This is a genomic window from Methylosinus sp. sav-2 (assembly GCF_004366495.1).
Taxonomy (GTDB): domain Bacteria; phylum Pseudomonadota; class Alphaproteobacteria; order Rhizobiales; family Beijerinckiaceae; genus Methylosinus.
Genome location: NZ_SOEJ01000001.1, coordinates 845,833 through 871,372 on the forward strand (window position 1 = coordinate 845,833; position 25,540 = coordinate 871,372).

The following is a 25,540-nucleotide window of genomic DNA, read 5'->3' on the forward strand; positions in this document are numbered from 1 at the left end:
TTATCGGGGGTTTCAATGAAGAGAATTTTAGCGACGATCGCCATTTTCGGCTGCTGCGCGCAAATGGCTTACGCCGAGAGCGCGGCCGTCGGCTCACAGCCGAATCAGCGCCGCAACGTCTGCGCCGTCGGCGAAGCGCGCCTGACGAATGTGAAGGGCGGCGTGCTTCTGTCGCGCGGCGGCTCGTTCACGGAGCTGCGCGACGCTGCGTCATTGTCGCCCGGCGATCGCATTCTCGTGCGCGAAGGCTCCGCGAGCATAATGCTCGGCGATAAGCTGGCGGTGCGCGCCGACGCGGGCGCGATGGTGACGATCGCCGAAAACGACGGCGCGATTTGCGCGAAGCGCGTCTCGTCCAATCCCGAGACCGTCGGCCAGGAGAGATCTTTCGATCCGGGGCCTTATGTCGCCGGCGGCTTCGCCGCGATCATCGTGGGCGTGGGCGTCGGAGTCGGCGTCTCCAACACGGGCAACAACAACGACGAGCAGCAGCGCAACGCCGCGCTTCTGCTGCTGCAAGCCTTGAGCAATTGACGCGAGCGCGGGTCGCTCATGCGCAAGACCGAGATGCTCTGCGGCGCCGCCATAGCGGCGTCGCTGATCTTCGGCGGCGCGACGCAAAAGGGCGGCGTCTCGGATGTCGTGGTGCAGCTCGCGGCGCTTCCGCTGCTGGCGCTGGTCTTGCCGGACATAGGCAGGAGCCTCGCGGGCCGCGGTTGGATCGCGGCCCTGCTCGGCGTCATCGTCGCCGTTCCGCTGCTGCAGCTCATTCCGCTCGCGCCCTCGGTTTGGAACATGCTGCCGGGGCGTGACGCCGTCGCCGACACCTATCGCATCGCCGAGCTTTCTCCGCCATGGCTCGGCCTTTCCGTCGCGCCATGGGCGACGTCGATCAGCCTTCTCGCTCTGACCGCGCCGATCGCCATTTTTCTCGGCGTCTTGTCCTGCCACGCCGATGAGCGGCGGCGCCTGATGCTGCTCGCCACATGCATCGGCGTCGCGACCGTCCTGCTCGAGGTGATGCAGATCGTGCAGGGCCAAAAAAGCGCGCTTCGATTCCACAGCGGCGTCGACGTCGGCCTTTTCGTCAACAGAAATCACACGGCGGCCTTTCTCTATTCGCTGACGCCGCTCGCCGCCTATGCGCTGGAGCGATATTTGTCGCGGCGTTCCGCCTATGGCGTGCTGGCGGTGTTCGCGCTGCTCATGCTTTTCACGCTCGGCCTCATGATGACGGGCTCGCGCTCGGCTCTGCTATTCGGCCTCGTCTCGGCCGCGCTCACCTATGCGCTCATTCTCGGCGACCGGCTCGGCGGCGCGCGGGCCGGCAAGGCGGCGATCTATTTCGTCATCGCGCCGGCGCTCATCGTCACCGGCCTGCTGGCGCCCTATTTCGGGCTCACGCAAATCATCGATCGCTTCATGGGCGCGGATATCGCCGCCGATGCGCGCTGGAAGGTGTTTCGCGTCTCCTTCGAGACGATGCAGGCGTTCTTCCCGCTCGGCTCCGGCCTCGGCACATTCGATCGCGTCTATCCGCTGTTCGAGCCGACGAGCATGATCGTCCCGGCGATCGTCAATCACGCGCACAACGACATTCTCGAATTGGCGATGGAGCTCGGGCTCGTCGGCATTCTGCTCGTCCTCTGCTGGCTTGCCGCGACGCTGATCGCCGCTTTGCGCAATTTCCGCGAGAGTGATGCGACGCTGAGAAAAGAGCGTTTCGCCGCTCTCATCGTCGTCGGGCTGCTATTCGCGCATTCGACGATCGACTATCCAATGCGAACCTCGGCGCTCGCCGCCGTCTTCGCGATGTGCTGCGCCGTCATCTGCAAAAAGTCGAGCCGCGCCGCGCGCCGCGACGAGCATGCGTCGCGGCGAACGGAGCTCGTCCACGAGCTATGAGCGCGCGGCGCGGATCTGTGGCGCTCGCTCTCATGCTCGCCGGATGTCAGGGCGCGCCGCTGGCGACGCCGCGTGACGCCGGCGGCAATCTGCGCGCCTATATCGATGAGGCGCGCCGGCTCGACGCGCGCGGCGCGCCGAAAGCCATTCGCGGCGTTTGCGCTTCCGCCTGCACGATCTTTCTCGGCCTGCGCAATGTCTGCGTGGAGCCCGGCGCGCAATTCTGGTTCCACGCCGCGCATCTGCCCGATGATCCGCGCCCCGACAGTCTCGGCTCGCTCGAGATGCTCGCCTTCTACCCCCCGCGCGTGCGCGAGTGGGTCATGCGATCCGGCGCGCTCGACAACACGGATTTCGACAGGGCCAAGATGCTGTCCGGCGAAGCGCTCATCGCCATGGGCGTATCCGCTTGTCGCGACTCGAAAACACTCTAGCAGGCGTCGACCTGCTCCGACGTCAATTTGACCTTGACCGGACGGCTGAGCAATTCCATCAGCACGACGATGCGATCACGCTCGTCCATGTCGATGATCGTGGCGATGAAATCGTGGAACGCGCCGCCGGTGATGCGCACCTTCTGGCCGATCTCGAAGGGGCGTGACGGCGCGACGATCACGCCGTCGATCTCCCTTATTTTCAAATCATCGATGAAATCGCCGGGAAGAAAGCTCGGCTTCTCGCCGGAGCGAACCAGCGCTCTCACCCCGAAGGTCGAGCAGATCGGACTCCAGCGCGTTTCTGGCGCCAACTCCACAAAAATATAGCCCGGAAACAACGGCCGTGAGACCTCTCGCGTGCGACGCGCATGGCGGACGCGCTTGAGCACGAAGGGGCAATAGACGTGGAATTGCTGACGCATCAGATTTTCGAGAGCGAGACGCTCTTGGTGAGCCTGCGTGCTCACCACCGCCCAGCCGTGCGCGCGGCGGTTGGAAACGCCTTCGACGACATGATCCGAATTTTGATACGACGCCATGAGGAACCTCGAAATGAGACAAAGACAAAGATCATCGGCCGACGCGGAGGTCACGCCGGATTCTGTGAGCGTCTAAAATCTAAAAGGCGCGACGAAACACGATGACGTTCTCGCTCGTCATAGGACGAGGAGGTGTCTATGCGGCTTCGCGTCGGAAGGTCAGGCGCTCTTCACGAGCGGCGGCTCGACAAACATCATGATCAATCCGCTTTCTGTTGACGTAATGCGGCGATCATATACGGCCCGGTAATAAATTGTAAACGCCCGCCGCCTTGTGGACGGCGCGCCGAGCCTGCGTGATTATCCGCGCTCGACAAAGCTCTCGAGCACCATCTTACGTCCGGCCTTGTCGAAATCGACCTGCAGCTTATTGCCGTCGACATTGGCCACTGTGCCCGGCCCGAACTTCTGGTGAAACACGCGTGCGCCGATCGTAAAGCGCGCGCTCGCGGAGGATTTCGCCAGCACTTCCCCTTCTATGGTCAGCGGCGCGCGGCGTGAGGCTGGCTTGCTCGCGGCGCTTTCGCGCGCGGTTTGCGCGCGCTTCCAGCCCGGCGTCGTATAGCTCGAGCCATAGCTATCCATATTGGCGAAGCGCGACACGCCGTAAGAGCCATATCGCGAGCCGCCGGAGGCTTCCTTCACCTCGACATTGGCGGCCGGCAGATCATCGAGAAAACGCGAGGGCAGAGTCGTCTGCCACAGGCCGTGGATACGGCGATTTGTCGCGAAGAAAATTTTCAGCCGCCGCTTGGCGCGCGTAATTCCCACATAGGCGAGACGGCGCTCCTCCTCCAATCCCGCGCGGCCATTGTCGTCCAGCGAGCGCTGATGTGGGAACAGCCCTTCCTCCCAGCCGGGGAGATAGACGGTCTCGAATTCGAGCCCCTTGGCGCCATGCAGCGTCATGATCGACACGCGCTGCTGATCGGCGGATTCATCCGTCTCCATCACCAGCGACACATGCTCGAGAAATCCCGCGAGATCGGGGAACTCCTCCATGGCGCGCACCAGCTCTTTCAAATTCTCGAGCCGGCCCGCCGCCTCCGGCGTCTTGTCGTCGCGCCACATTTGCGTATAGCCGGATTCGTCCAGCACTGTTTCGGCGAGCTCGTTCTGAGGCGTCGTCTCGATGAGGCTGCGCCAGCGATCGAAATCGGCGATCAGCGCGCGCAATGTCGCGCGCGGCTTGGGCTTCAGCTCCTCCGTCTCGACGATGATGCGCGCCGCCTGCATCAGAGGCGTGCTCTCGCGGCGGGAATATTCGTGCAGCACTTGCAGCGTGGCGTCGCCCAATCCGCGCTTTGGCGTGTTGACGATGCGCTCGAAGGCGAGATCGTCGAAAGGCTGCGCGACGCAGCGCAGATAGGCGAGCGCGTCGCGTATCTCCAGCCGCTCATAGAAGCGCGGGCCGCCGATCACGCGATAGGGCAGGCCGAGCGTGATGAAGCGCTCCTCGAACTCGCGCATCTGGAAAGACGCGCGCACGAGTATGGCGATCTCCTCGAGATTATGCCCCTTGCGCTGCAATTGCTCGATATCTTCGCCGATCGCGCGCGCTTCCTCCTCGCTGTCCCAGACGCCGGTGACGCTGGGCTTCTCGCCATCGGCGCCTTCGGTGAAAAGCGTCTTGCCGAGCCGTCCCTCATTGCGCGCGATGAGATGCGAGGCCGCTGCGAGAATATGCCCCGTGGAGCGATAATTGCGCTCGAGCCGCACGATTTTCGCGCCGGGAAAATCCTTCTCGAAGCGCAGAATATTCTCCACCTCGGCGCCGCGCCAACCGTACACGCTCTGATCGTCGTCACCGACGCAGCAGACATTGTGCCGCCCCTGCGCGATGAGGCGCAGCCAGAGATATTGCGCTGTGTTGGTGTCCTGATATTCGTCGACGAGAATATATTTGAAGCGCTGCCGATATTCGTCGAGCACATCGGCGTTCTCGCGAAAGAGCCGCAGAGTCTCGAGCAGAAGATCGCCGAAATCGACGGCGTTCAGCACCTTCAAGCGCTCCTGATAGAGCGCATAGAGCTTCTTGCCCTTGCCGTCGCCGAAGCTCTGCGCCTCGCCGAGGGGGACCTGATCCGGCGAGAGGCCGCGGTTCTTCCAGGCGTCGATCTGATGCGCGAGGCCGCGCGGCGGCCAGCGCTTGTCGTCTATGTTCTCGGCTTGCAACACTTGCTTGAGCAGGCGGATCTGATCGTCGGTGTCGAGAATGGTGAAATTGGATTTGAGCCCCGCCAGCTCTGCATGGCGGCGCAGGATTTTCGCGCTGATCGCGTGAAATGTGCCGAGCCACTGCAGCGCCTCGGCGCCGGGGCCGGCCAAGTTCTCGATGCGCTCGCGCATCTCGCGCGCGGCCTTGTTGGTGAAGGTGACGGCGAGGATTTCCCAAGGCCGCGCCCGTCCGCTCGAGAGTATGTGCGCGATGCGCGTCGTCAGCACGCGCGTCTTGCCTGTGCCGGCGCCGGCGAGCACCAGCAGCGGGCCGTCGATGGTCTCGACGGCGGCGCGCTGCTCGGGGTTGAGCGCCTCGAGAAAGCGCCCCCGTCCGGCGAGCGCCGCGGCGCGCGCGGCGACGCCTCCCTCGAGCGGCGTGAAGTCTTCCGGCGGCGCTTGACGTGACAAGGCGATTCTCCTTCGAAGGGCGGAGAATATAGGAGAACGGAAAGCGAATCACCGCCCGATTCGCGATATGCCCCCAAATGTGGGGACCGCGAGGGCGCGACCACCACGCCTCGAGCGCTTGTGCGTCGTTACTGCGTGCGGACGCCGTGCGCTCCCTCTCCCTGCGTCAGCGGGGAGAGGGCCGGGGTGAGAGGCTCGGCGCGAATGGCGGCGGAGAAAGCTGCTCAGCCGTCCTCGCCTGCCTCCGCGCCCACCACCAGCCCTTCCTGGAACCAGCCGGTGAGCATTTGCGCCAGGCGCTCGGGCGAGGCGTCGGAGTGATCGCGGAAGGCGGCCATTTGGCAAATGTCGCCGAAAGCGTGACCCTCCATCGCCAGAGACAGCGCCATGAACTCGTCCGCCTCCAATTCGCAATGAACGGAGTCGAGATCGGCGCGCCATAGGGCGACATGGCCGCGGCCTTCGCCGCGCGGCGGCAGCTCTTGCTGCTCCATCGCCGCCTCATGCGTCGCGATCGTGCCGGTCTCGAGCTCCAGCAATATGAGGCTCGGGTGAAAGGCGAAGGAGAGGCGCGGCCATTGCTCGGGCGCGAAGGCGGCCAGCTCCTCGATCGGCAGAGCTTCGGCGTCGGGCGCGTCGAAAGCGTCGGTGAGCGCGCGCTCGAACAGCGCGAGGTCGATCGCGCGCGCATCGTCGCGCCACGCTTCGCTCTCGCGCAGAAAATCCGGCAGGCGCGTCGTGTACCAGCGGGCGTTGCGCTCGCGCGAGGGCTGCGCGCCGATATAGGCGTCGGCGAGCGCGTCGAAGGCTTCCTCGCCGATGAGCGCGCGCAGGGCGGGGAAGTCCGCCGCCAGGAACTCCGCGAGCCGCGCGTGATAGGCGTTCACATAGACGCCGAAGAGCGTGGTGCGGTCGGCTTGGCGCGAATTCTTCACCGATTCGAGAATTTGCGCGCCATCCTCGGCGCCGGCGAGCACGCCGGCCTGGAACATGGCCTGCAGCTCTGCGAGCCTCATGCGGCGCTCCGTGCGCTCTCGGCGTCTATGTGCGCGGCGATCTCGCGCATATGGCCGAGCTCGGCGAGCAATTCCTCGAAGGGCGGGAAATTATCGTCGCGCTCGATCATGGTCGAGACCGCGCCGAAGCGCCGCCGCGCGCGCTCATAGAGCGCCCACACCTCGTCGCAGACCGGCTGGTCATGCGTGTCGATGCGATGCGTGCCATTGTCGGTATGGCCGGCCATATGGAATTGCGCCACGCGATCCGGGTCTATGGCGTCGATGAACGCATTGGCGTCGAAGCCGTGATTGAAGCTGGAGACGAAGACATTGTTGACGTCGAGCAGCAGCAGGCAGTCGGCGCGCCGCGCCAGCTCATTGACGAAGGCCCATTCGCTCATCTCAGATTCGCGAAAGGCGACATAGGTGGAGGCGTTCTCGACGACGAGGCGCCGGCCGAGAAAATCCTGCACACGCATCACGCGCTCGGCGACATGGGCGAGCGCTTCCTCCGTATAGGGAATCGGCAAGAGATCGTGCAGCGTCACGCCATGCACGCCGGTCCAGGCGAGATGGTCGGAGACGAAGGCCGGCTCCACGCGCTCGGCCAGCGTCTTCAGCTCGCGCAGATAATCGAAGTCGAGCGGATCGGTGGAGGCGAGCGACATTGCGACGCCATGCATCACGATCGGATAATCGGCGCGCACGCGCTCCAGCATGGCGGTGGGTCGGCCGCCGCCGGTCATGTAATTTTCCGAGATGATCTCGAACCAGTCGACGGCAGGGCGCGTCGAGAGAATTTCATCATAATAGATCGGCCTCAGTCCGAGGCCGTGTCCCAATGGGGCGGGTCTGCTCATCTCTCGCGCTCCAAATGCTCTTTCGCGTCGCCCCCGCCGCGAGAATCGATCGCGCCCCGAATGGCGCGCGATCGACGGCTTCGATCGGCTCAGCGGCCGGCGCAGGAACCCTTGGCGCTGCAGGAGGCCTTATGCCCCTTATGATGCTTGCAGACGCCCTTTTTGGTCATGCACTTCGTCTTGCCGCCGCACTGGCCTTTTTCCATATTGCAGACATGTTTGGAATGCTTGGCGGAGGCCTGCGTCGAAACGCCGCCCGCGAGCGCCAGAGCGATCGCCGCCGCGGCGATGGTCGAGCCCGAAACGATCTTGGCTTTCATTTTTTTCTCCCATCATCGCTCTCCGCCCCAGGGGACTAAAGAGCGCGACCTGGACCTCCCCAGGCCCGGCGCGACCATAACACTCACCGAACGATTTGAAAGCGCGCTCCGATTCGCGCATCCGCCTCCGGTTGGCAGCCGCGCTCGCGCTTTCCATTCTCGCCGTCTGCGCCCTATCTGCGCAGGCGCGCCATGAGGCTCGACGTGTCCCAGCGTCGGCCTCCCATATTCTCCACCTCGGCGTAGAATTGATCGACCAGCGCGGCGACCGGCAGGCTCGCGCCATTGCGGCGGGCCTCGGCGAAGCATATGCCGAGGTCCTTGCGCATCCATTCGACCGCGAAGCCGAAATCATATTCGCCGGCGAGCATGGTCTTGTGGCGATTCTCCATCTGCCAGGATTGCGCCGCGCCATTCTTGATGAGATCGACGACCGCGGCGCCGTCCAGCCCGGCGCGGCTGGCGAAATCCAGCGCCTCGGCGAGGCCCTGGACGAGGCCGGCGATGCAGATCTGATTGACCATTTTGGTGAGCTGCCCGGCGCCGGACGGCCCCATCAGCCGGCTGGCGCGCGCATAGGCCGCGAGCACGGGCTCGACGCGGGCGAAATCCTCCGCGTCGCCGCCGCACATCACCGTGAGCGCGCCATTCTCGGCGCCGGACTGGCCGCCGGAGATCGGCGCGTCGAGAAAGCCGAAGCCGCCCTTTTTCGCATGCGCGTAGAGCTCGCGCGCGACCTCCGCCGAGGCGGTGGTGTGATCGACGAAGACCGCGCCGGCTTTCAGCGCGCGAAAGGCGCCGTCCTCGCCGATCGTCACCTGGCGCAGATCATCGTCATTGCCGACGCAGGAGAAGACGAAATCCGCGCCTTCGGCGGCGAGGCGCGGCGTCGGCGCCGTCTTCGCGGAAAATTGCGCGGCGAAGCGCTCGGCTTTCTCCGGCGTGCGATTGTAGACGACGACTTTGTGCGCGCCGCGCGTGACGAGATGGCCGGCCATCGGATAGCCCATCACGCCCAATCCGATGAAGGCGACGGTCAGCTCGGTCATTGGTCGGTCCTCTGCGGGTGAGATGCGAGAGCGAGGAAGCAAGGCCGAGGCCGGCCGTCCCCGTTTCAGCGTATGTCAAAATCGAAATATTTGCTGCGGATCGTGCGATAGGTTCCGTCGGCGACGATCGCGTCGATCGCCGCGTCGATCGCGCTCTTCAGCGCCGTGGCGCCTTTGCGCAGGCCATAGCCGAAGCCGCCGCCGAAATAGGCCGCGTCCTGCGGCAGATCGGCGATGATGCGGCAGCAGCGCCCTTCCTTGCGCTCGCGCAGAAAATCCATGGCCGCGAGCTTTTCCTCCGCGACGACGTCCACGCGGCCCTCGGCGAGGTCCAGCATGGCGGCCTCGAGCGTCGCATAGCGCTGCACTTCGCTCTCCTTGAGCTTGTCCTCCGCATAGGCCTGCTGCGGCCCATCCGCGACGACGCCGATGCGCGCGCCCTGCAGCGTTTTCGGATCGGCGTTCGCGAGCGCCGATTGCCGCTGTGCGATCAGCGCTGAGGGCGTATGCGCATAGGGCTTGGAGAAGTCGATTTTGCGCAGCCGCTCCTCGTTTATCTCCATGGCCGAGACGACGAGATCATATTGCCGATTCTCGAGCCCGAAGACGAGGCTCTCCCATTCCTGGGTGATGAAGACGCAATCGGCCTCGATGCGGCGGCATATCTCGCGCGTCAGATCGATCTCGAATCCGGCGAGCTGATTATTGGCGTCGAGATAGTTGAAGGGCGGCCGCGCGCCTTCGCTGGCGATGCGCAAATGGCGTGGCTCGGCGGCGGCCGGGCAGAGAAGAAGGGCGATGGTCGCCGCGACGGTGGCGAGGCGCCGGATCATCCCCCGGTCGTGCTCATATGCCGCGCGACGGCCGGCGCTCGCGTCGAGCGGTCGATGATGAAATCATGGCCCTTGGGCTTACGGGCGATCGCCTCGTCTATAGCGGCGTTGAGCGAGGCGTCGGTCGGATCGGCGCGCAGCGGCGCGCGCAGATCGGCGGCGTCCTCCTGGCCGAGGCACATGAACAGAGTGCCGGTGCAGGTGACGCGCACGCGATTGCAGGATTCGCAGAAATTATGCGAGAGCGGCGTGATGAAGCCGACACGCCCGCCGGTCTCGGCGACGCGCATGTAGCGGGCAGGCCCGCCGCTGCGATAGTCGATCTCCTCGAGCGTGAAGCGCTCGGCCAGACGCTCGCGGACCAAAGTCAGCGGGATATATTGATCGACGCGCTCGCCGCCGTCGATCTCGCCGAGCGGCATCACCTCGATGAAGGTCATATCCATGCCGCGCTCATGGGCGAAGCGCGTCAGCGCGACGAACTCGTCCTCATTGACGCCTTTCAGCGCCACGGCGTTGAGCTTCACCTCGAGGCCGGCGCGTAGCGCCGCGTCGACGCCGGCGAGAACGCGCTCATGGTCGCCGGTGCGCGTCAATTGTCGGAAACGCTCCCGATCCAGCGTGTCGAGCGAGACATTGACGCGCTTGACGCCGCAATCGACCAGCGCCTGCGCGAAGCGCTCGAGCTGCGAGCCATTCGTGGTGAGCGTCAGCTCCTCCAGCCGGCCGGAAATCAGATGACGCGAGAGACGCTCGAACAGCGAGAGAATATCGCGGCGCATCAAGGGCTCACCGCCGGTGATGCGCAGCTTGCGCGTGCCCCGCTCGATGAAGGCCGTGCAGAGCCGGTCGAGCTCCTCCAGCGTCAGCAGATCGCGGCGGGGCAAAAATTGCATGTGCTCGGACATGCAGTAGACGCAGCGGAAATCGCAACGATCCGTCACCGAGACGCGCAGGTAGGAAACGGCCCGTCCGAACGGGTCGACGAGCGGCGCGGGGGCCGTGGGATCATAGGCGATTTTCGGATGCGGATTCATATAGTCGACCGTTTGCGGCGTCCCGTCCTGCGTATAGGCTCCAAAGGAGGTTCCTATATATTGACGGAATGGCCGCGCGTGAAGCCCCAAGCAATGGGTGCGCCGGGGCGGACGGCCGACCAGACGATCGGGAGAAGACCATGGCCGACGCGGATATTTGGCCGAGCGAAATACGCCTGATGGAAGAGGGGCGGAAGCTCAAAGTGAGCTTCGAGAATGGGGCGAGCTATGATCTTTCGGCCGAGCATTTGCGGGTGCGCAGCCCCTCGGCCGAGGTGCAGGGCCATTCGCCGGAGGAGCGCAAGACCGTGGGCGGCAAGCGCAATGTCGCCATAATCGGCGTCGCGCCGGTCGGCCATTACGCCGTGCGGTTGGATTTCGACGATCTCCACAACACCGGCATCTACACCTGGGGCTATCTCCATGAGCTCGGCGCCGGCGGCGCGGCGGATTTCGCCGCCTATGAGCAGGAGCTCGCGGAAAAGGGCCTGGATCGGGACCGTCCGGGCGAGCGATAAAAAAAGCGCGCCGAACCCTTTCGGGCGCTCGGCGCGCGTTGTCGCGGATTTGGAGATCAGCGGTTGACGATGACCCGCGCGCCGACGCGCACACGCTCGTAGAGGTCGACGACATCCTCATTGGTCATGCGGATGCAGCCGGAGGAAACCGCCTGGCCGATGGTCTCGGGCTCGTTGGAGCCGTGGATGCGGTAGAGCGAGCCGCCGAGATACATGGCCCGCGCGCCGAGCGGATTGGTGAGCCCGCCCTGCATATGGCGCGGCAGATCGGGGCGGCGGCGCAGCATTTGCGTGGGCGGCGTCCAATCCGGCCATTCGCGCTTGCTGGAGACGACGCGCGTGCCGGTCCATTCGAAGCCCGGCCGGCCGACGCCGACGCCATAGCGGATCGCCTGATTATTGCCGAGAACATAATAGAGCCGCCGCTCATTGGTCGAGACGACGATGGTGCCGGGCGAGTAGCCGCCGGGATAGGACACGATCTCGCGGGCGACTGCGGTCGCCTGCGGCCGGCCGTCGGCCGGCTGCTGCTGTCCACGCGGACTCAAATCGAACAATCCGGCCAAGCCCCCTGTTTCGTACGCAGACCCGGCCGAGCAACCCATGAATGAAATGCACAGAGCAACTGCGATACGCCGCATGAGCTTCCCCCATTCGCCTCAAGTGACAACAATCGAGCGGCCACGGCCGCCGAAGCGACCGTGTTGCGAGCCGGACGCGGGTCCGGCGTCGTTTCCTCGCACACCCTCGCTCTAGGCGAAAGCGGGCGGAAAGAATTTAAAAAAATACGATGTGACGAAGCGGCTGCGGCGTGGCCTGCAACCTATGGGCGCGCCGAGCTCGCGGCGCGCCTTCGTCGGTCGTTCGGGATCAGCGGCTGCCGCGGCGGCGGCGCTGCTGGCCGAGGCCCATCTGCTTGGCGAGGGTTGAGCGCGCTTTGGCGTAATTCGGAGCGACCATCGGATAATCGGCGGCGAGACCCCACTTCTCGCGATATTCTTCCGGCGAAAGACCGTATTGCGTGCGCAGATGGCGCTTGAGAGACTTGAACTTCTTGCCGTCTTCCAGGCAGATGATGAAGTCGTTGGTCACCGACTTGCGCACCGAAATGGCGGGCTTGGGCGCTTCCGCCGGCTCGACGACGACGCCGGAGCCGACCCGCATGAGCGCGCCATAGACTTCGTTGATGAGGCCCGGGAGATCGCCGGCCGGAACCGAATTATTGCTCACATAGGCGGAAACGATGTCGGCCGCGAGTTCGATGTTGTTCGTCGATGTCATCTCTTCACTCTTCACTTTCTCGTTTCGGCGCCGGAAGTCCTGACACGGCGCGGTCGACGGGGCAAAGCCCAGCAAGCTCGGGGCGGGCAAGTCAGCGCCGTTTCGACCGCAAAGACATTTGCGGGTATACATCAATGCTCTACCCCTCGCAACTAATTCCTAACCAAGCATCACTAAATCTGGGCATAAATATTTGGCGCGACTGCTACGTAGAACTACGCTCGAAAATCGAGCGGCCATCGACGTCGCCGTTTGACTTGCTCGGCCAGGCTGTGGGCGCGTCCACGAAAGAACCGGCTATGGCCCGCTAGAAGAATGGGCCGAGCCCATATCTCGAATCGAAGTCGAATGTGTCGTCCGCGCGCAGACTATGCTCGCTCAACCGCCGGTCGACGCTTCCAGCTCGGCTTCCACGCGTAGATTGTCCAGATCGCGGCCGATCGTGGCTGTCGCCATTCTGTGATCGCGGCAGAAATAGGTGACGATGCAATCCCTTTTCTCGAGGTCGCCGGCGATCTCGACGCGATCCCAGGCGCCGGCGTGTCCGACATAGGCGATGGTCATGTCGTAATGACGGCTCCAGAAGAAGGGCGGCGCCTCGAAGGGCTCCTTTGCGCCGAGTATATTGCGCGCCGCCGTCTGCCCTTGGCGTTCGGCGGTGACGAAATGCTCGATCCTGATCCGCTCGCCGCTGTGGCGATCCGGCCAGCGCGCGATATCGCCGGCGGCGAAGACGCGCGGAGCGCTGGTTTCGAGATATTCATCGACGAGGACGCCGTGATCGACGGCGAGGCCGGCCTCCTCGGCGAGCGTCGTGAGCGGGCGCACGCCGACGCCGACGACGACGAGATCGGCCGGAACGCGCGCGCCACTCGCCAGAGCGACATGATCCTCGCCGATGGCGACGACGCTCTCGCAAAGATGAAAGACGACGCCATGCGCCTCATGCGTCGCGCGCACCAGCCGGCCTATGTCCTCGCCCAGCGTCTTCTGCATCGGCGTCGAATCCGGCGCCACGACATGGACCTCGAGCCCGCGCTCGCGCAGCGCGGCGGCGGTCTCGAGGCCGATGAAGCTCGCGCCGATCACTGCGACGCGCGAGGCGCGCGCCGCCGCGGCGATGAGCGCGCGGCTGTCGGCGAGGCTGCGCAGATAATGCACATGCGGCAGCTCGGCGCCGGGAATTGTCAGGCGCACCGGCTCGGCGCCGGTCGCCAGCAGCAGCGCGTCATAGCGTAGCGGCTCGCCATGCTCGAGGCAGACCAGCCGCGCCCTGGGGTCGATCGCGCGGACGTTTGTCGCCAGCAGCAGCTCGATGCGCCGCTCCTCGTAATAAGCGCGTGGGCGCAGCGGCAGCCAGTCTTCCGGCGCTGAGCCGGCGAGATAATCTTTCGACAGATTGGGGCGGTCATAGGGGGCGGCGGCGTCGGCGCTGACCATGACCAGCGAGCCGGAATAGCCTTCCTCGCGCAGCTCATGGGCGGCGGCGAGCCCGGCCGCTCCGCCGCCGATGATGACGACGCGCCCGAGCGTCGGCGGCGCGGGCGCGCGCTCGCGCGTCGAGGGGTCGATCTTCTCCATGGCGAAGAGGAGATCGCCGCGCTTTTCGGCGCGCCAGCAGGGAATGGGGTCGAGGGCCGGGGCGCGCAGCGCTCGTCCGTCGCGCAGGCTGAAGCAGGCGTGATGCCAGGGGCAGCGGATCGTGTCGGCGACCACCAGCCCCTCGCCGAGCGGACCCTGATAATGGGTGCAGGCGGAGCCGATGATGGAGAATTCGTCGCCGCGGCGGATGAGCAACGCCGGCTCGGCGCCGACGCGACCGGAGAGAATGGCGCCGTCGGCCATATCGGCGACGCTGACGCCGAGCGAGAAATCGGGGCCATCGGCCGCTGCTGCGCCCTCGCCCATGACCGGCCTCGAGGAATACAGGCTCCCGCGCGGCGGGATATCGCAGCTCATGTAGAGAGGCGCGCCTGCTCCGACAAGGATGCGCCGCGCGAAACTAACCGGCGCAGCTGTGCTCGCCGCGGCTGCGCAAATGCCGCGCGACGATCTTTTCGGCCTCCTCGAGATCAGCGAATACGGCGCCCTCGAGCGCGGCCAGCGCCCATGAGGCGCCGCAAAATCTCTTGCATTCGCCCTCGGTCACCAAAAGCCCGACGGCGATCTGATCGACGAAGACGAAATCGACATTGCTCGGCATGGGCGTCCTCGAGAGCCTTCTGAGCGAATCCTGTAGCGTGAATGCTAGGAGTACAAGTCCATAAGTCAACAAGATTAGTCGAATATTGGGCCGCATGACGCCGCGTCCGCCTCCGCTATATTGCCGAGGGAGCCCTGAGCCCTGGCGTGTTCGGCGAGGAAGGGACATGGCGAGGATGAGACATGGTGAGGATGGGATGGATGGAGCCCTGATTCTCCGCTTGCTGCTTCTGCTGATCGTCGCCAATGGCGCGCCGGTGCTCGGCAAAAGGCTGCTCGGCGACCTCTTCGCCCGCCCTGTGGACGGCGGCGCCCGCTTCTTCGACGGACGGCCGCTGCTCGGCCCCGCCAAGACTTGGCGCGGGCTGCTTCTCGCCGTGCTCGCCGCCGCTTGCTGCGCGCCGCTCGTCGGCTTTCCCGTTCATCTCGGCGCATTGCTCGGCGCTTTCGCCATGGCGGGCGATCTTTTCTCGAGCTTCGTCAAGCGCCGGCTCGGCCTTCCCTCCAGCAGCCGCGCGCCGGGGCTCGATCAAATTCCGGAAGCGCTGCTCCCGCTGCTCGCCATCGCCGCCCCGGCGCGCCTCGGGGCAGGGGAGATCGTCATCGTCACCGGCCTGTTCTTCTTCGGCTCGCAGGCGCTCTCGCGGCTCATGTTCGATCTGCGCGTCCGCGAGCGGCCGTTCTGACGACGGGACAAATCGCCCGCGCAATCGAGACTTTTTTGAAATGAAGCGCGCCTCGGCGCCGCCTATGTTGGCGAGACATTCTCGAGCTATCGGATAGGCTGTGCTCTCCAATTCTGCTCTCGCATGGGCGCGTTCTCTGGCGTGCCGCGCCTTGCTGCCGCTCTGCCTCGCCGCCCCGGCCGCCGCCGCGGATATCGATCGCGGCCGTTATCTCGTCGAGGCGCTGACCGCCTGCGACAATTGCCATACGCCGCGCGGCCCCGACGGCTATCGGCTCGACAAGCGCTTTTCCGGCGGCTCGCAGACTTTCAATGGCGAGACTTACAGCGTGCGCGGCCCGAATATTTCATCGGACGCCGCGACCGGAATCGGGTCCTGGAGCGATGAGCGGCTGACGGCGGCGATCGTCGCCGGCGTCGGGCCGGAGGGGCGTCTCGCGCCGGCCATGCCGTCGGAATATTATCGCATATTGACCGCGCGGGATCTCGAGGCGGTCGTCGCCTTTCTGCGCACATCGGCGCCGGTGGAGTCCGCGCGGCCGGCGCAGCGCCGCGACGGCGAGCAGAAGGCCGACACCTTTCCCGGCGCCGAGGCGCCATTCGAGGAGAGCGCGCTCGACAATCCGCTGCGGCGCGGATTTTATGTCGCGACCCTGGCGCGCTGCATGGAATGCCACAGCGGCGAGACAAATGGCGCGCTCGACCATAAGGAAAAGCTCGGCGCCGGCGGCAAGCTGTTCCGCACGCCGGCGGGAACGGCGGTCGGCGCCAATATCACCCAGCATCCGACGGCCGGGATCGGCGCCTGGAGCGACGAGGAGATCAAGGCCGCCATTGTCGCCGGCGTCGGCCGCGACGCCAAGCCGCTCAAGCCGACCATGGCCAATCTCTCCAAGGCGCATTTCTCGAAGATGACGCCACGCGATCTCGATGCGCTCATCCTCTGGCTGCGCACGATTCCGCCACGCGCGGGGCCGTGAGCCTTTTCCCGAAGCGCTCTAGCGCGCGTCTGCCCGAAGATTGGCCCGAATAGCGTCCAGCAATTCGCCCTCGAACAGCAGCGCCATGCCGAAATGGCGTTCCATGTCGAAATCTCGGCGCGAATTCATGTCCAGCGAGGCGCTGTGCATGGCGATGAGCCGTCCATCGTCGCCGAAAATCCCCGAGCCCGAGCCGCCATAGCCGTCGTTGCAATCATGCCGAGCGCGGCGAATTCCCGCCTCCGTCGGCGCGTCGATCTGATGAATCTGGCACTCTTCTATGCTGGTCGCGCGGCGGAAATTGGAGTGGCCGGCAGGCGACACCATCACCACGCGCAGCTTCTCGACGCCGGTCGGCAGCGCCGGCCCGTCGGGGATCGGCTGCGGCGTTATATCGGCGTCCACGGGATCGCGCAGGCGCACCAGCGCCCAATCATCGGTGATGTTCAGCGATTTGGCGTCGCGGGCGAAGCCGAAGCGCAGGCTGTCCGTGTCGAAGGCGTATTCCTTCTCGCCGATGGAGAAAGCGCAATCGTCTATGGGATGCGTCGGCCGCAGCTTGCGATCGACGAAATTATGCGCGTTGAGCACGACGAGGCCGCGGTCGCCGATCAGCCAGGCGGCGGCCGCGCGCTCCGGCACGCCCTCCTCCGTGCGACACGTCAGCACGCCGGCGCCCGGATAGCGGCGAAAATCCTCCTCCGCCATGAAGCGCCGCGCCTCCCGCGGATAGAGCGCCGCCAAGGCCGCGGCGGCGCTGGCCGCGAGCAGCAGGGCCGCGCCGATCGTCGTCCGAAAGCCTCGAAGGCCCGCGCCCGCAATTCGCCAGCCGCCCTGCATCCCACGCCCTTTCCTTCACGTCTCCGTCATATTCTAGCGGCGGACGCGAAGCTCGACCAGATGCGCGGGCGATTTCACCGCTCAGGCGGCCCGCAGCCGATGCAAGGTGATCTCCGGCGGACAATTGAAGCGCACCGGCAGCACGGAGGAGCCGGCGCCGACCGACGTATAGCCTTGCATGTCGTGATATCGCCAAGCGCCGGCGCCATAGGCGCGCGGCAGCACGGAGTCGAGCGTGAGCGCGACGCCGCCCGGCAGGCAGATCTGGCCGCCATGCGTATGGCCGGCGAGCAGAACATTGAAGCCCGCATGCGCCGCCTGACGGAAAATCTCCGGCGTATGCGAAAGCAGCAGAGAGAATTCGCCTTGCGGAATCCCCTCGCCGGCCTTGGCGATATTGTCGACGCGAAAATAATGCGCATCATCGACTCCGGCGACATGAATGCGCGCGCCGTCACGGACGAATGTCTCGCACTCATTGAGCAGAACGCGCATTCCCATCTGCTCGAGGCCCGGCGTCATCAATATCGTGTCGTGATTGCCGAGCACGGCGAGGATCGGCGCGCGCAAAGCCTCGCGCAGCTCCGCCATGCCGTCCAGCGCCGCCGCGTGGGACCCATGCGTCGCGCCACGATAATCGCCGGTGAGCACGCAGAGATCATAGGCGAGATCGGCGACCATCTCGCGCAGCCGCGCCATAGCGCGCGGACACATATCGACGTGCAGATCGCTCAAATGGAGAATGGCGAAGCCGTCGAAGGCGCGCGGCAGCCGCGCGCTGACGATCTCATTCTCGCGCAGCAGAAGCTTCTCCGCATTGGCGAGACCGCGGCGGTAGAGTCCGATGGCGGTGAGCGCGGCGCGGATCAGCAGCGGCGAGGCGGCGAGATTCTCCGGGTGAAAGAAATTGAGGCCCTGGCCAAAGATCTGCGCCTCATGGTCGCGCTCTATGCCGAGCCTCTGGCGCGCATGCAGTCGTCCGAGCCGCGCCTCCAGCGCGCGCATGATGTCGTCCTCGGTCAGCGTCGGCTCGTTGGACATGTCGCAGCGCTCCATTAAAGAGCAATATAACCGGCCGCGACACTTTGCCTATGGCGTCGCCCCGCAGCGAAAGCCTTCGCTTTCGATCGCTTCTCATCCTATCCGCCCTTCGCCGACGCAATGCGCCGATTGTCTTTTCGCGCGGCGCTCCTACGTCACAGGCGTCGTGCGAGCGCGCCGACGCGCGTGCCACGCCGATCGTCCATTTTGATAGAGGAGGCGGAAATGGCGGAAGCGCAGACGAGAGTTCCGGTGAAAGAATCGAAGGAGACGCTGCCGAACTCTGGATTGTTCGACTGGCATCCTCTGGAGACGCTGCGGCGGCAGATCGATCGCTTGTTCGAGGATGCGCCCTTCCAAAAAGGCGCGACGCCAGATCTCGAGCCTTTCGGACGCTTCGGCATCGGCTGGGCGGCGACGCCCGCGGTCGATCTCGTCGAGAAGGACAAGGAATATCAGATCACCGCGGAGCTTCCCGGCATAGACGAGAAGAATGTCGAGGTGAAGCTCTCCAACGGCTCGCTCATCATCTGCGGCGAGAAGAAGGAGCAGCGCGAGGAGAAGGACAAGGGCTATTTCCTCTCCGAGCGTCGCTATGGCTCCTTCCGTCGCGCCTTTCGCGTGCCGGAGAATGTCGAGGCTGACAAGATCGACGCGACCTTCGCCAAAGGCGTGCTGACCGTGCATCTGCCCAAATCGGCGCAGGCGCAGAAATCCGAGAAGAATATCGATATAAAGGCAGCGTGAGCGGCGACGGCAATCTCCCTCTCCCGCCGCGCGCGGGAGAGGGCGCGAGACGGATTTTCGACGAATGGCGGGCCATTTTCGCCTCGCGACCTTCAACATAGAGAATTTGGACTGGTCGCCATCGGCGCAGGACGAATTCGATCGGCGCCTCGCCGTGCTGCGTCCGCAGCTCGCGGCGATCGACGCCGATATTCTCTGCCTTCAGGAGGTCGATGCGCAGCGCGAGACCGCGCATGCGCCGCGACGCTTCATCGCGCTCGATCGTCTCGTCGAAGGCGGCGGCTATGCGAATTTCTTCCGCGCGACGACTTCGCGTCCAGGCGCCGACGCGCCCGCCGATATCCACAATCTCGCGCTGCTCTCGCGCTGGCCGATCGTCGAGCGCCGCCAGCTCTATCACGACATAATCGCGCCCTGGCGCTGGATTCCGCCGCCGGAAACGAGCGCCCCGCAGCCGATCGACATTCTATTCGAGCGGCCCATCCTCTATGCGCGCATCATGCTCCCCGATGGCGCAACGCTACATGTGCTGAACTTGCATTTACGCGCGCCGCGCGCCGTGCCGCTGCCGGGCGAGGCGGATCGCAAATCGAGCCGCGCCTTCGCGGAAGGCCAATGGCTCGCCGCGCAAAAGCGCGAAGGCCAGGCGCTGGAGGCGCGGCTCTTCGTCGATCGCATCTTCGATGTGGAGAATGCGCCGCTCATCGCCGTCTGCGGCGATCTCAATTGCGACGCCTATGATGCGCCCGCGCGCATTCTCTGGGGCGCGGAAGAGGCCGCGGCGGGGCCGCGCAGTCTCGCCCCGCTCGCGCTGCGCATTGCGGAGCGAGAGCGTTTCACAGTGATTCACGCCGGCCGCAAGACGCTCATCGACCAGATATTGGCGTCGCCCGCTCTCGCGTCGCGATGCGAGGAGGTCGTGATATCGAATGACGGCCTCGCAGACGAGGCGACGGCGCAAGATCCGATTCTCGGCTCGCTCCATGCGCCGCTCGTCGCGCGCTTTCGTCTTTGAGATTATTGCCGATCGTCCTCGAAGCCTTCGCAGCTCTCGTCGAACTCGTCGAGCCCCGCCTCCAGATAGCTCGCCAGCAGCGGAATGCCGAGCAGATATTTCGAGGTCGGCCCTTTGCGTCGCTCCTTCGCCTGAATGACGGCGGAATCCCAATCATCGGCGATGAAATCGCCGCGTCCGACCCAGACGAGCGCGACCAGTTCCGCCTGCTCATCATCGTCCATCGCTTCGATGAACTCGACGAGCTCGCGGCGATTTGGCGACCATCCCTCCTCCGTCAGCACGCTCACGAATTTATCGTCGGAAGGATTGGAGGCGTCGGGCCGCATGCCTTCGTCCTCGGCCTCCAGCTCGCGCGCCTTGACGATGACGAAGCAGACTTTATCCGTATTGATTTCCGGCATGGCTCACGTCCTCGAGATGTGATCGACGTCATATGGGGCGCGGGACGGCTCGATCACCGTCACGCCAGCGGCGCGCATTTCCGCGCGCGCCTTCTCGCCGCCCTCGCGTGTCACTGGGCGCGTGGCCGCGCGCAGCACATGAGTCTCGAAGCCGAGACGCGCAGCGTCGATCGCGCTGCATTTCACGCAGAAATCTTCGGCGAGACCGACGACGAAAATGCGATCTATGGCGCGCCGGCGCAGCTCCTCCGCGAGGCTGGTGCCGTCGAAATCGGAATATTGCTCGCGCTCCGCGCGCTTGGCCTTGGAGACGAACAAAGCGCCCGGCGGCAGGCGCAGCTCAGGGTGAAACTCCGCGCCTCTGCTGCCGCGCACGCAATGCTGCGGCCATTCTCCGCCCTGCGCGGCAAAGCTCACATGGTCCGGCGGATGCCAGTCGCGCGAGACGATGATCTGAGTCCCGGAGCGGCGCGCCTCGTCGATGACCTCATTGACGACCGGGAGAATCTCCTCGGCCTTTGGAACAGCGAGCTTGCCGCCCGAAAAAAAGTCGAGCTGAAGATCGACGATCAGGAGAGCGTCGGTCGAGCGCAGCCCTATCTTCTTTCTCGTCATCGCGACCTCCTCCAATGAAGCCGCCTATGTCTTCGCCGCAAGACCGAGCGCCATCCGATCGCCTCGCCGAGGAGCTGAAGCGTCGCCTCGCGCGCGCGCCCGCCGGCGTCGATGTCGTCGAGACACATATGTCTCGCCTGTTCCTTGCGGGAGACCGCGTCTATAAATTGAAGAAGCCCGTGCGCTTCGCCTTCCTGGATTTTTCGACGCCGCGCGCGCGTGAGGCCGATTGTCGCGCAGAGCTTCGGCTCAATCGTCGCCTCGCGCCGAATGTCTATCTCGATGTGGTTCCGGTCACGTTCGCCGATGGACGATTGGCGATCGGCGGCGCGGGCGAGATCGTCGATTGGCTCGTCGAGATGAAGCGTTTGCCGGCCGAGCTGATGCTCGATCGTCTGCTGGCTGCCGGCGCTGTCGACGCGCGCCGGATCGAGGCGCTCGCAATGCGTCTTGCCGCCTTTTATGCGGGCGCCGATCGCTCCACCATCTCCGCGTCCGAATATGTCGCGCGCTTCTTTCGCGAGCAGGCGGAAAATCGACGCATCATCACCCTGCGCGATTTCGCGCTCGATCATTACGACGCCGTGGCTCTGCTCGATCGCGTCGATCGCCTGCTGGTAGCGCAGACGCCGGCGCTGGAGGCGCGCGTGCGCGAAGGGCGCATCGTCGATGGACATGGCGATTTGCGACCCGAGCATATCTGCTTTTGCGAGCCGCTGGCGATTTTCGATTGTCTCGAGTTCAATGATGAATTGCGGCAGGTCGATCCTTTCGACGAGCTCGCTTTTCTCGATCTCGAATGCGCTCTGCTCGGCGCGCCGCAAATCGGCGCGGCCATTGTCGAGGCCACGGCGCGGCGTTTGCCAACTCCGCCGCCGCCCGCGCTCTTTGCGCTCTATGGCGCTTGTCGCGCGCTGCTGCGTGTGCGTCTCTCGCTCGCTCATCTGCTCGATCCCGCGCCGCGTCACAAGGACAAATGGGAGCCGCTCGCGCGCCGCTATCTCGCGCTCGCGCGTGAGCGCCTCACGCGCATCGGGTGAGATGCGGCTGTCGCGTCCGCGGAGCCTTGCGCGTGAGAGACGCTTCCACCTCGCGCTCATATTCGGCGAGGCTCACGCTGATCGTCACCGGATAGGGACCGGCGCAAGGCGAAAGGCCGCGGGCGTCGGACGGCAGCGCCGCCATCGCCGCGCGCGCATGCTCGCGAATGTCGGGCAGGCTCGGATGCGGCTTCACCAGCTCGCCGTCGCGCATCACCGGCTCGAGCAATGGAACGCCGGAGTAGCGCTCGTCCTCGCGCGCGATGACGTCGCGCAGCGCGACGCCATCGTGGAATTGGCGGAAGATCTGCTTGCGGCCCGGTAGATTGCGCTTGCCGGGCGACAGCTTCATGCGCCCCTCGCCAGCGAATTCCACGAGCTTATAGGCGATATCGAGCGCCGGCGCATCGGTGGAAGCCGCCATTTCCGTGCCGACGCCGAATGCGTCGATCGGCGCATGCGAGGCGGCGAGGCGATCGATGAGCGTTTCGTCGAGCCCGCCGCTCGCGACGATCTCGACGCGCGTGAGCCCGCCTTCGTCCAATATGCGCCGCGCCTGCCGCGACAGCGCATCGAGGTCGCCGGAGTCGAGCCTTATCGCATGCACGTCGAAATCGGCGCCCATCTCCTGCGCCAGCGCGACGATCTTGCGCACGCCTTCCAGCGTATCATAGGTGTCGACCAGCAGCGTCGCGCCGGGAAACATGCGCGCATAGGCCTCGAAGGCGGCGGCCTCCGAAGGGCAGGCCTCGATGAAGCTGTGCGCCATGGTTCCGGCGACGGCGATGTCATGCGCTCTGCCCGCGGCGAGATCGGAGGTGGCGGCGACGCCGGCGATATGAAAAGCGCGCGCGCCTTTCAGCGCGGCGTCGAAGCCTTGCGCGCGGCGCGCGCCGAAATCGACGATGGCGCGTCCGCGCGCGGCGAAGACCATGCGCGCCGCCTTGGAGGCGAGCATGGTCTGCAGGCCGATCTGATTGAGGATCAGCGTCTCGACGATCTGCGCCTCGCCGATCGGCGCCGTCACTTCGAGAATGGGCTCATTGGCGAAGAAGGGCGTGCCCTCCGGCAGCGCGCGAATGTCGCCGGTGAAGCGAAATCGCGCGAGCCAGTCGAGAAACTCGCGCCCGAAGCCGAGCGAGGAGAGATAGCGCAAATCGTCTTCCGAAAAGCGCAGCTCGTGCAGCTCTCTCAGCACATCGGCGAGGCCGCAGGCGAGCAGGAAATTGCGCGCTGGCGGCAGACGCCGCACGAAGAGGCCGAATGTGGCGCGGCGCTCCGCCATGCCGAGCTCGAAATAGGCGCGGAGCATGGCGATCTCATAGAGATCGACGAAGAGAGCATTTGCGGTCATGGGGCGCCTTTCGGACCTGTGTCGAGCAATTCGTCGATGGAGCCGCCGCTGTGGAGGCGCGCGATCGCCTCGGCGAGCAGCGGCGCGACGCCGAGCGTCACCAGGCGCCCGCGCAAGCGTTGCGCGACGGCTTCGCTCAGCGCGACCGTGTCGGTGACGACGATCTCCTCGATCGGCGCCTCGCGCAGCGCGCTGTCGGCGTCGCGCGCGAAGAGTCCATGCGTCGCGGCGAGGAAGATGCGCGTCGCGCCATTGGCGCGGCAGGCGCGCGCGGCGCGCGCCATCGTGCCGCCGCTGCTGATGAGATCGTCGAGAATGACGACCGCGCGGCCAGCCACATCGCCGGCGAAAATCTCGCCGGCGATCTCGCCCATGCTGCGATGCTTGTCCATGAAGCCCTTCGCCACCGGATGCGCGAGGATGGTCTCGAGGCGCTGGCGGAACAGCTCGGCGCGCTTCTCGCCGCCGAGATCGGGAGAGACGATCGCTGCAGGCTCGGCGCCGAGCCGATGCGCGAAATAGCGCGCGAACAGCGCCTGCGCGTCGAGCGCGACGGCCTCTATACGAAAGGCGTTCTCGAAGGCCGCGATATTATGCGCGTCTATGGCGACGATGCGATCGGCGCCGATCGCCTCCAGCAATTGCGCGACATAGCGCGTGGCCACAGGGTCCAGCGGCTTGGTGCGGCGATCCTTGCGCGCGTAGCAGAGATAGGGCGTGACGGCGGTGACGCGCGCGGCGCCGGCGTCGCGCAGCGCGCCGATGAAGAAGAGAAGGCGCAAAAGCTTGTCGGCGCCGCTGTCGCCCGTCTCGCCCTCGAGGCTCGCGAGGACATAGACATCCTTGTCGCGCACGCCGACGAGCGGCCGCGTCTTGCGCTCCTCATCCTCGAAGCGGCGCTCCTCATGCGGCGAAAGCGTGATCGCGAGCTCGCGCGCGACGCGCTCGCCGAGCGCGCGGCTGGAGCCGAGCGCGAACAGCGCGATCGGCTCGTCCGTCGCCGGCGGCGGCTCATGCGCCGGCGCCGGCGCCTCATAGCGCTGAATGTTCAGCGCGCCGAGCACGGCGCCGAGCGCGCCATCGGCGAGCGCGAGCGGAGCAGCGAGCAGCTCGACGCCGGCGCGGTCGCGGCCTTTCTCGACCAGGGTGAACTCCACGAGCGCAGGCTCGCCGGCGCGCAAGGCTTCATCGAAGAGGCGGCGCAGGCGCACGGCGCCGCGGCGGTTGGGCGCCTCGCTCAAGCGCGCGCCTTCCGCGACGGCGCCGAGCAGCGGCGCCACCGCTTTGGCGCCGATCACGATCTCATAATCGCGCGCTTCCGGCACGGCGCGAAAGGCGAAGCCGCCATGACGCAGATCGGCGACGACATCGGCGAAAGTCGGCGCAACGCCGCGGCGTGAGGCGCGCCAATGCTCGAGCGCGCGGCTCGTCTCGACGCCGATCGGCCGCGGCGCGAGATCGATGCGCTCGAAGAGACGCTTCAGATAAGGTTGCGTCTGGGCCAGCGTGGTCATGCGAATCTCTCGCTTCGATCGCGCCGCGCCAATTTCTCGGCCAGCCATTCCGCCGCGAGCGCGGCCGCCTGCTCCAGAGTTCCAGTCTCCTCGAACAAATGTGTCGCGCCTGGCACGACGTCGAGCCGTGCGTCGGCCAAGCGTCTCGCCGCGATGCGATTGAGATTAAGAACTTCGAAATCGAGTCCGCCGACGATGAGCAGAGTCGGCGCGCGCACATGCTCTAGCGCATGGCCCGCGAGATCGGGGCGTCCGCCGCGCGAGACGATCGCTTTCACCTTTTGCGGCCGTTCCACCGCCGCGACGAGAGCTGCGGCCGCGCCCGTGCTGGCGCCGAAGAGGCCGATCGGCAGATTGCGGAGCAGAGGCTCGATCGCGGCCCAGTCGATCGCCTCGACGACGCGGCTGGCCAGCAAGGGAATGTCGAAGACATTGCGGCGGTCCTCGGCTTCTTCCTCGCTCAGCAGATCCATCAGCAATGTCGCGAGGCGCCTCTCGCGCAGCGCGGCCGCGACGAAGCGATTGCGTGGGCTGAAGCGCGACGAGCCCGAGCCATGCGCGAAGATTATCGAGCCCTGCGCATCTTCTGGAACTGCGAGCGAGCCGCCGAGCCGGCGCGGCCCGACGGCAACCTCGAACTCGGCGATCGGCGTCGTCATCATGATGCGCATCCTTCCGCCGGCGGCGCGACTTCCTCC

Annotated in this window: 28 protein-coding genes; 9 read left to right on the top strand and 19 right to left on the bottom strand. The window is 65.6% G+C overall.

Annotated features, from left to right (window positions below; translation table 11 throughout):
- Positions 1-15 precede the first annotated feature (15 nt).
- Genes EDE12_RS03900 through EDE12_RS03910 form a run of 3 tightly spaced genes read left to right on the top strand, consistent with a single transcriptional unit; the run spans position 16 to position 2,339 of the window.
- Complete coding sequence (locus EDE12_RS03900) at positions 16-534, top strand: hypothetical protein (RefSeq protein ID WP_026599625.1); 519 nt, start codon at positions 16-18, stop codon at positions 532-534.
- A gap of 18 nt (positions 535-552) precedes the next feature.
- The gene (locus EDE12_RS03905; RefSeq protein ID WP_024881448.1) at positions 553-1,905 is read left to right on the top strand and encodes an O-antigen ligase family protein; all 1,353 of its coding nucleotides are present in this window, start codon (positions 553-555) and stop codon (positions 1,903-1,905) included.
- Between the two features lie 17 nt (positions 1,906-1,922).
- Entirely contained in the window at positions 1,923-2,339 is a 417-nt protein-coding gene (locus tag EDE12_RS03910; RefSeq protein ID WP_245275818.1) for a hypothetical protein, read from the top strand.
- On the opposite strand, the gene EDE12_RS03915 is transcribed toward EDE12_RS03910, so the two are convergent.
- From EDE12_RS03915 to moaA, 8 genes are all read right to left on the bottom strand, one after another.
- Complete coding sequence (locus EDE12_RS03915; RefSeq protein ID WP_026599623.1) at positions 2,336-2,881, bottom strand: transcriptional activator RfaH; 546 nt, start codon at positions 2,879-2,881, stop codon at positions 2,336-2,338. The genes EDE12_RS03910 and EDE12_RS03915 overlap by 4 nt on opposite strands.
- A gap of 300 nt (positions 2,882-3,181) precedes the next feature.
- Positions 3,182-5,509 carry a UvrD-helicase domain-containing protein gene (locus tag EDE12_RS03920; RefSeq protein WP_026599622.1) on the bottom strand — a complete coding sequence of 776 codons (2,328 nt, stop codon included), beginning with the start codon at positions 5,507-5,509 and terminating at the stop codon, positions 3,182-3,184.
- Between the two features lie 224 nt (positions 5,510-5,733).
- Positions 5,734-6,525: a DNA-binding domain-containing protein gene (locus tag EDE12_RS03925; protein ID WP_026599621.1), complete on the bottom strand. Its 792-nt coding sequence runs from the start codon at positions 6,523-6,525 to the stop codon at positions 5,734-5,736.
- A complete protein-coding gene (locus tag EDE12_RS03930; RefSeq protein WP_024881443.1) occupies positions 6,522-7,367 on the bottom strand; it encodes a DUF692 domain-containing protein in 846 nt (281 codons plus the stop codon). Before EDE12_RS03930 ends, EDE12_RS03925 begins: the two co-directional genes overlap by 4 nt.
- 89 nt (positions 7,368-7,456) lie before the next feature.
- Positions 7,457-7,687, bottom strand: coding sequence for a hypothetical protein (locus EDE12_RS03935; RefSeq protein ID WP_018267602.1), 231 nt, complete (start codon positions 7,685-7,687; stop codon positions 7,457-7,459).
- Between the two features lie 173 nt (positions 7,688-7,860).
- A complete protein-coding gene (locus tag EDE12_RS03940; protein WP_026599620.1) occupies positions 7,861-8,736 on the bottom strand; it encodes an NAD(P)-dependent oxidoreductase in 876 nt (291 codons plus the stop codon).
- A gap of 65 nt (positions 8,737-8,801) precedes the next feature.
- The gene (locus tag EDE12_RS03945; RefSeq protein WP_026599619.1) at positions 8,802-9,569 is read right to left on the bottom strand and encodes a transporter substrate-binding domain-containing protein; all 768 of its coding nucleotides are present in this window, start codon (positions 9,567-9,569) and stop codon (positions 8,802-8,804) included.
- The gene (moaA, locus tag EDE12_RS03950; RefSeq protein WP_051592582.1) at positions 9,566-10,606 is read right to left on the bottom strand and encodes a GTP 3',8-cyclase MoaA; all 1,041 of its coding nucleotides are present in this window, start codon (positions 10,604-10,606) and stop codon (positions 9,566-9,568) included. The genes EDE12_RS03945 and moaA overlap by 4 nt, the downstream gene beginning before the upstream one ends.
- 140 nt (positions 10,607-10,746) lie before the next feature.
- On the opposite strand from moaA, the gene EDE12_RS03955 reads away from it, so the two are divergent.
- Positions 10,747-11,124, top strand: a complete 378-nt coding sequence (locus tag EDE12_RS03955; RefSeq protein ID WP_026599617.1) for a DUF971 domain-containing protein — start codon at positions 10,747-10,749, stop codon at positions 11,122-11,124.
- 56 nt (positions 11,125-11,180) lie between these two features.
- On the opposite strand, the gene EDE12_RS03960 is transcribed toward EDE12_RS03955, so the two are convergent.
- The 4 genes from EDE12_RS03960 to EDE12_RS03980 all read right to left on the bottom strand — a co-directional run bounded on the left by EDE12_RS03960 (position 11,181) and on the right by EDE12_RS03980 (position 14,608).
- On the bottom strand, positions 11,181-11,765 hold the full coding sequence (locus tag EDE12_RS03960; RefSeq protein WP_024881438.1) for a L,D-transpeptidase: 585 nt from the start codon (positions 11,763-11,765) through the stop codon (positions 11,181-11,183).
- Between the two features lie 229 nt (positions 11,766-11,994).
- Positions 11,995-12,405, bottom strand: a complete 411-nt coding sequence (locus EDE12_RS03970) for a MucR family transcriptional regulator (RefSeq protein ID WP_024881437.1) — start codon at positions 12,403-12,405, stop codon at positions 11,995-11,997.
- Positions 12,406-12,783: 378 nt separating this feature from the next.
- On the bottom strand, positions 12,784-14,313 hold the full coding sequence (locus EDE12_RS03975) for an FAD-dependent oxidoreductase (protein ID WP_026599616.1): 1,530 nt from the start codon (positions 14,311-14,313) through the stop codon (positions 12,784-12,786).
- Positions 14,314-14,407: 94 nt separating this feature from the next.
- Positions 14,408-14,608 (bottom strand): hypothetical protein, encoded by a 201-nt coding sequence (locus EDE12_RS03980; protein ID WP_026599615.1) that lies wholly within the window; start codon positions 14,606-14,608, stop codon positions 14,408-14,410.
- 196 nt (positions 14,609-14,804) lie between these two features.
- Between EDE12_RS03980 and EDE12_RS03985 the strand changes: the two genes are divergently transcribed.
- The gene (locus tag EDE12_RS03985; RefSeq protein ID WP_026599614.1) at positions 14,805-15,293 is read left to right on the top strand and encodes a CDP-archaeol synthase; all 489 of its coding nucleotides are present in this window, start codon (positions 14,805-14,807) and stop codon (positions 15,291-15,293) included.
- A gap of 100 nt (positions 15,294-15,393) precedes the next feature.
- Complete coding sequence (locus EDE12_RS03990) at positions 15,394-16,272, top strand: c-type cytochrome (protein WP_245267417.1); 879 nt, start codon at positions 15,394-15,396, stop codon at positions 16,270-16,272.
- 18 nt (positions 16,273-16,290) lie between these two features.
- Here EDE12_RS03990 and EDE12_RS03995 read toward each other — a convergent pair whose 3' ends face one another.
- Entirely contained in the window at positions 16,291-17,112 is an 822-nt protein-coding gene (locus EDE12_RS03995) for a serine protease (protein ID WP_024881432.1), read from the bottom strand.
- An 81-nt stretch (positions 17,113-17,193) separates the two neighbouring features.
- Entirely contained in the window at positions 17,194-18,153 is a 960-nt protein-coding gene (locus EDE12_RS04000) for a metallophosphoesterase (protein ID WP_036291940.1), read from the bottom strand.
- Positions 18,154-18,378: 225 nt separating this feature from the next.
- Here EDE12_RS04000 and EDE12_RS04005 point away from each other — a divergent pair, with 225 nt between their 5' ends.
- A complete protein-coding gene (locus EDE12_RS04005; protein WP_024881430.1) occupies positions 18,379-18,900 on the top strand; it encodes an Hsp20/alpha crystallin family protein in 522 nt (173 codons plus the stop codon).
- A 64-nt stretch (positions 18,901-18,964) separates the two neighbouring features.
- Positions 18,965-19,915, top strand: coding sequence for an endonuclease/exonuclease/phosphatase family protein (locus tag EDE12_RS04010; RefSeq protein WP_026599612.1), 951 nt, complete (start codon positions 18,965-18,967; stop codon positions 19,913-19,915).
- A 2-nt stretch (positions 19,916-19,917) separates the two neighbouring features.
- Here EDE12_RS04010 and EDE12_RS04015 read toward each other — a convergent pair whose 3' ends face one another.
- Positions 19,918-20,319: a DUF3775 domain-containing protein gene (locus tag EDE12_RS04015; RefSeq protein ID WP_026599611.1), complete on the bottom strand. Its 402-nt coding sequence runs from the start codon at positions 20,317-20,319 to the stop codon at positions 19,918-19,920.
- Positions 20,320-20,322: 3 nt separating this feature from the next.
- A complete protein-coding gene (locus EDE12_RS04020; protein ID WP_026599610.1) occupies positions 20,323-20,934 on the bottom strand; it encodes a nicotinamidase in 612 nt (203 codons plus the stop codon).
- 26 nt (positions 20,935-20,960) lie between these two features.
- Between EDE12_RS04020 and EDE12_RS04025 the strand changes: the two genes are divergently transcribed.
- Positions 20,961-21,974 carry a hypothetical protein gene (locus EDE12_RS04025; protein WP_036291937.1) on the top strand — a complete coding sequence of 338 codons (1,014 nt, stop codon included), beginning with the start codon at positions 20,961-20,963 and terminating at the stop codon, positions 21,972-21,974.
- Here the strand turns inward: EDE12_RS04025 and EDE12_RS04030 are convergent.
- The 3 genes from EDE12_RS04030 to EDE12_RS04040 are packed head-to-tail and all read right to left on the bottom strand — an operon-like array spanning position 21,958 to position 25,504.
- A complete protein-coding gene (locus tag EDE12_RS04030; protein ID WP_026599608.1) occupies positions 21,958-23,328 on the bottom strand; it encodes a nicotinate phosphoribosyltransferase in 1,371 nt (456 codons plus the stop codon). The genes EDE12_RS04025 and EDE12_RS04030 overlap by 17 nt on opposite strands.
- A complete protein-coding gene (gene prs, locus EDE12_RS04035; RefSeq protein WP_084768589.1) occupies positions 23,325-24,842 on the bottom strand; it encodes a ribose-phosphate diphosphokinase in 1,518 nt (505 codons plus the stop codon). Before prs ends, EDE12_RS04030 begins: the two co-directional genes overlap by 4 nt.
- Entirely contained in the window at positions 24,839-25,504 is a 666-nt protein-coding gene (locus EDE12_RS04040) for a dienelactone hydrolase family protein (RefSeq protein WP_348630675.1), read from the bottom strand. Before EDE12_RS04040 ends, prs begins: the two co-directional genes overlap by 4 nt.
- Between the last annotated feature and the right edge of the window lie 36 nt (positions 25,505-25,540).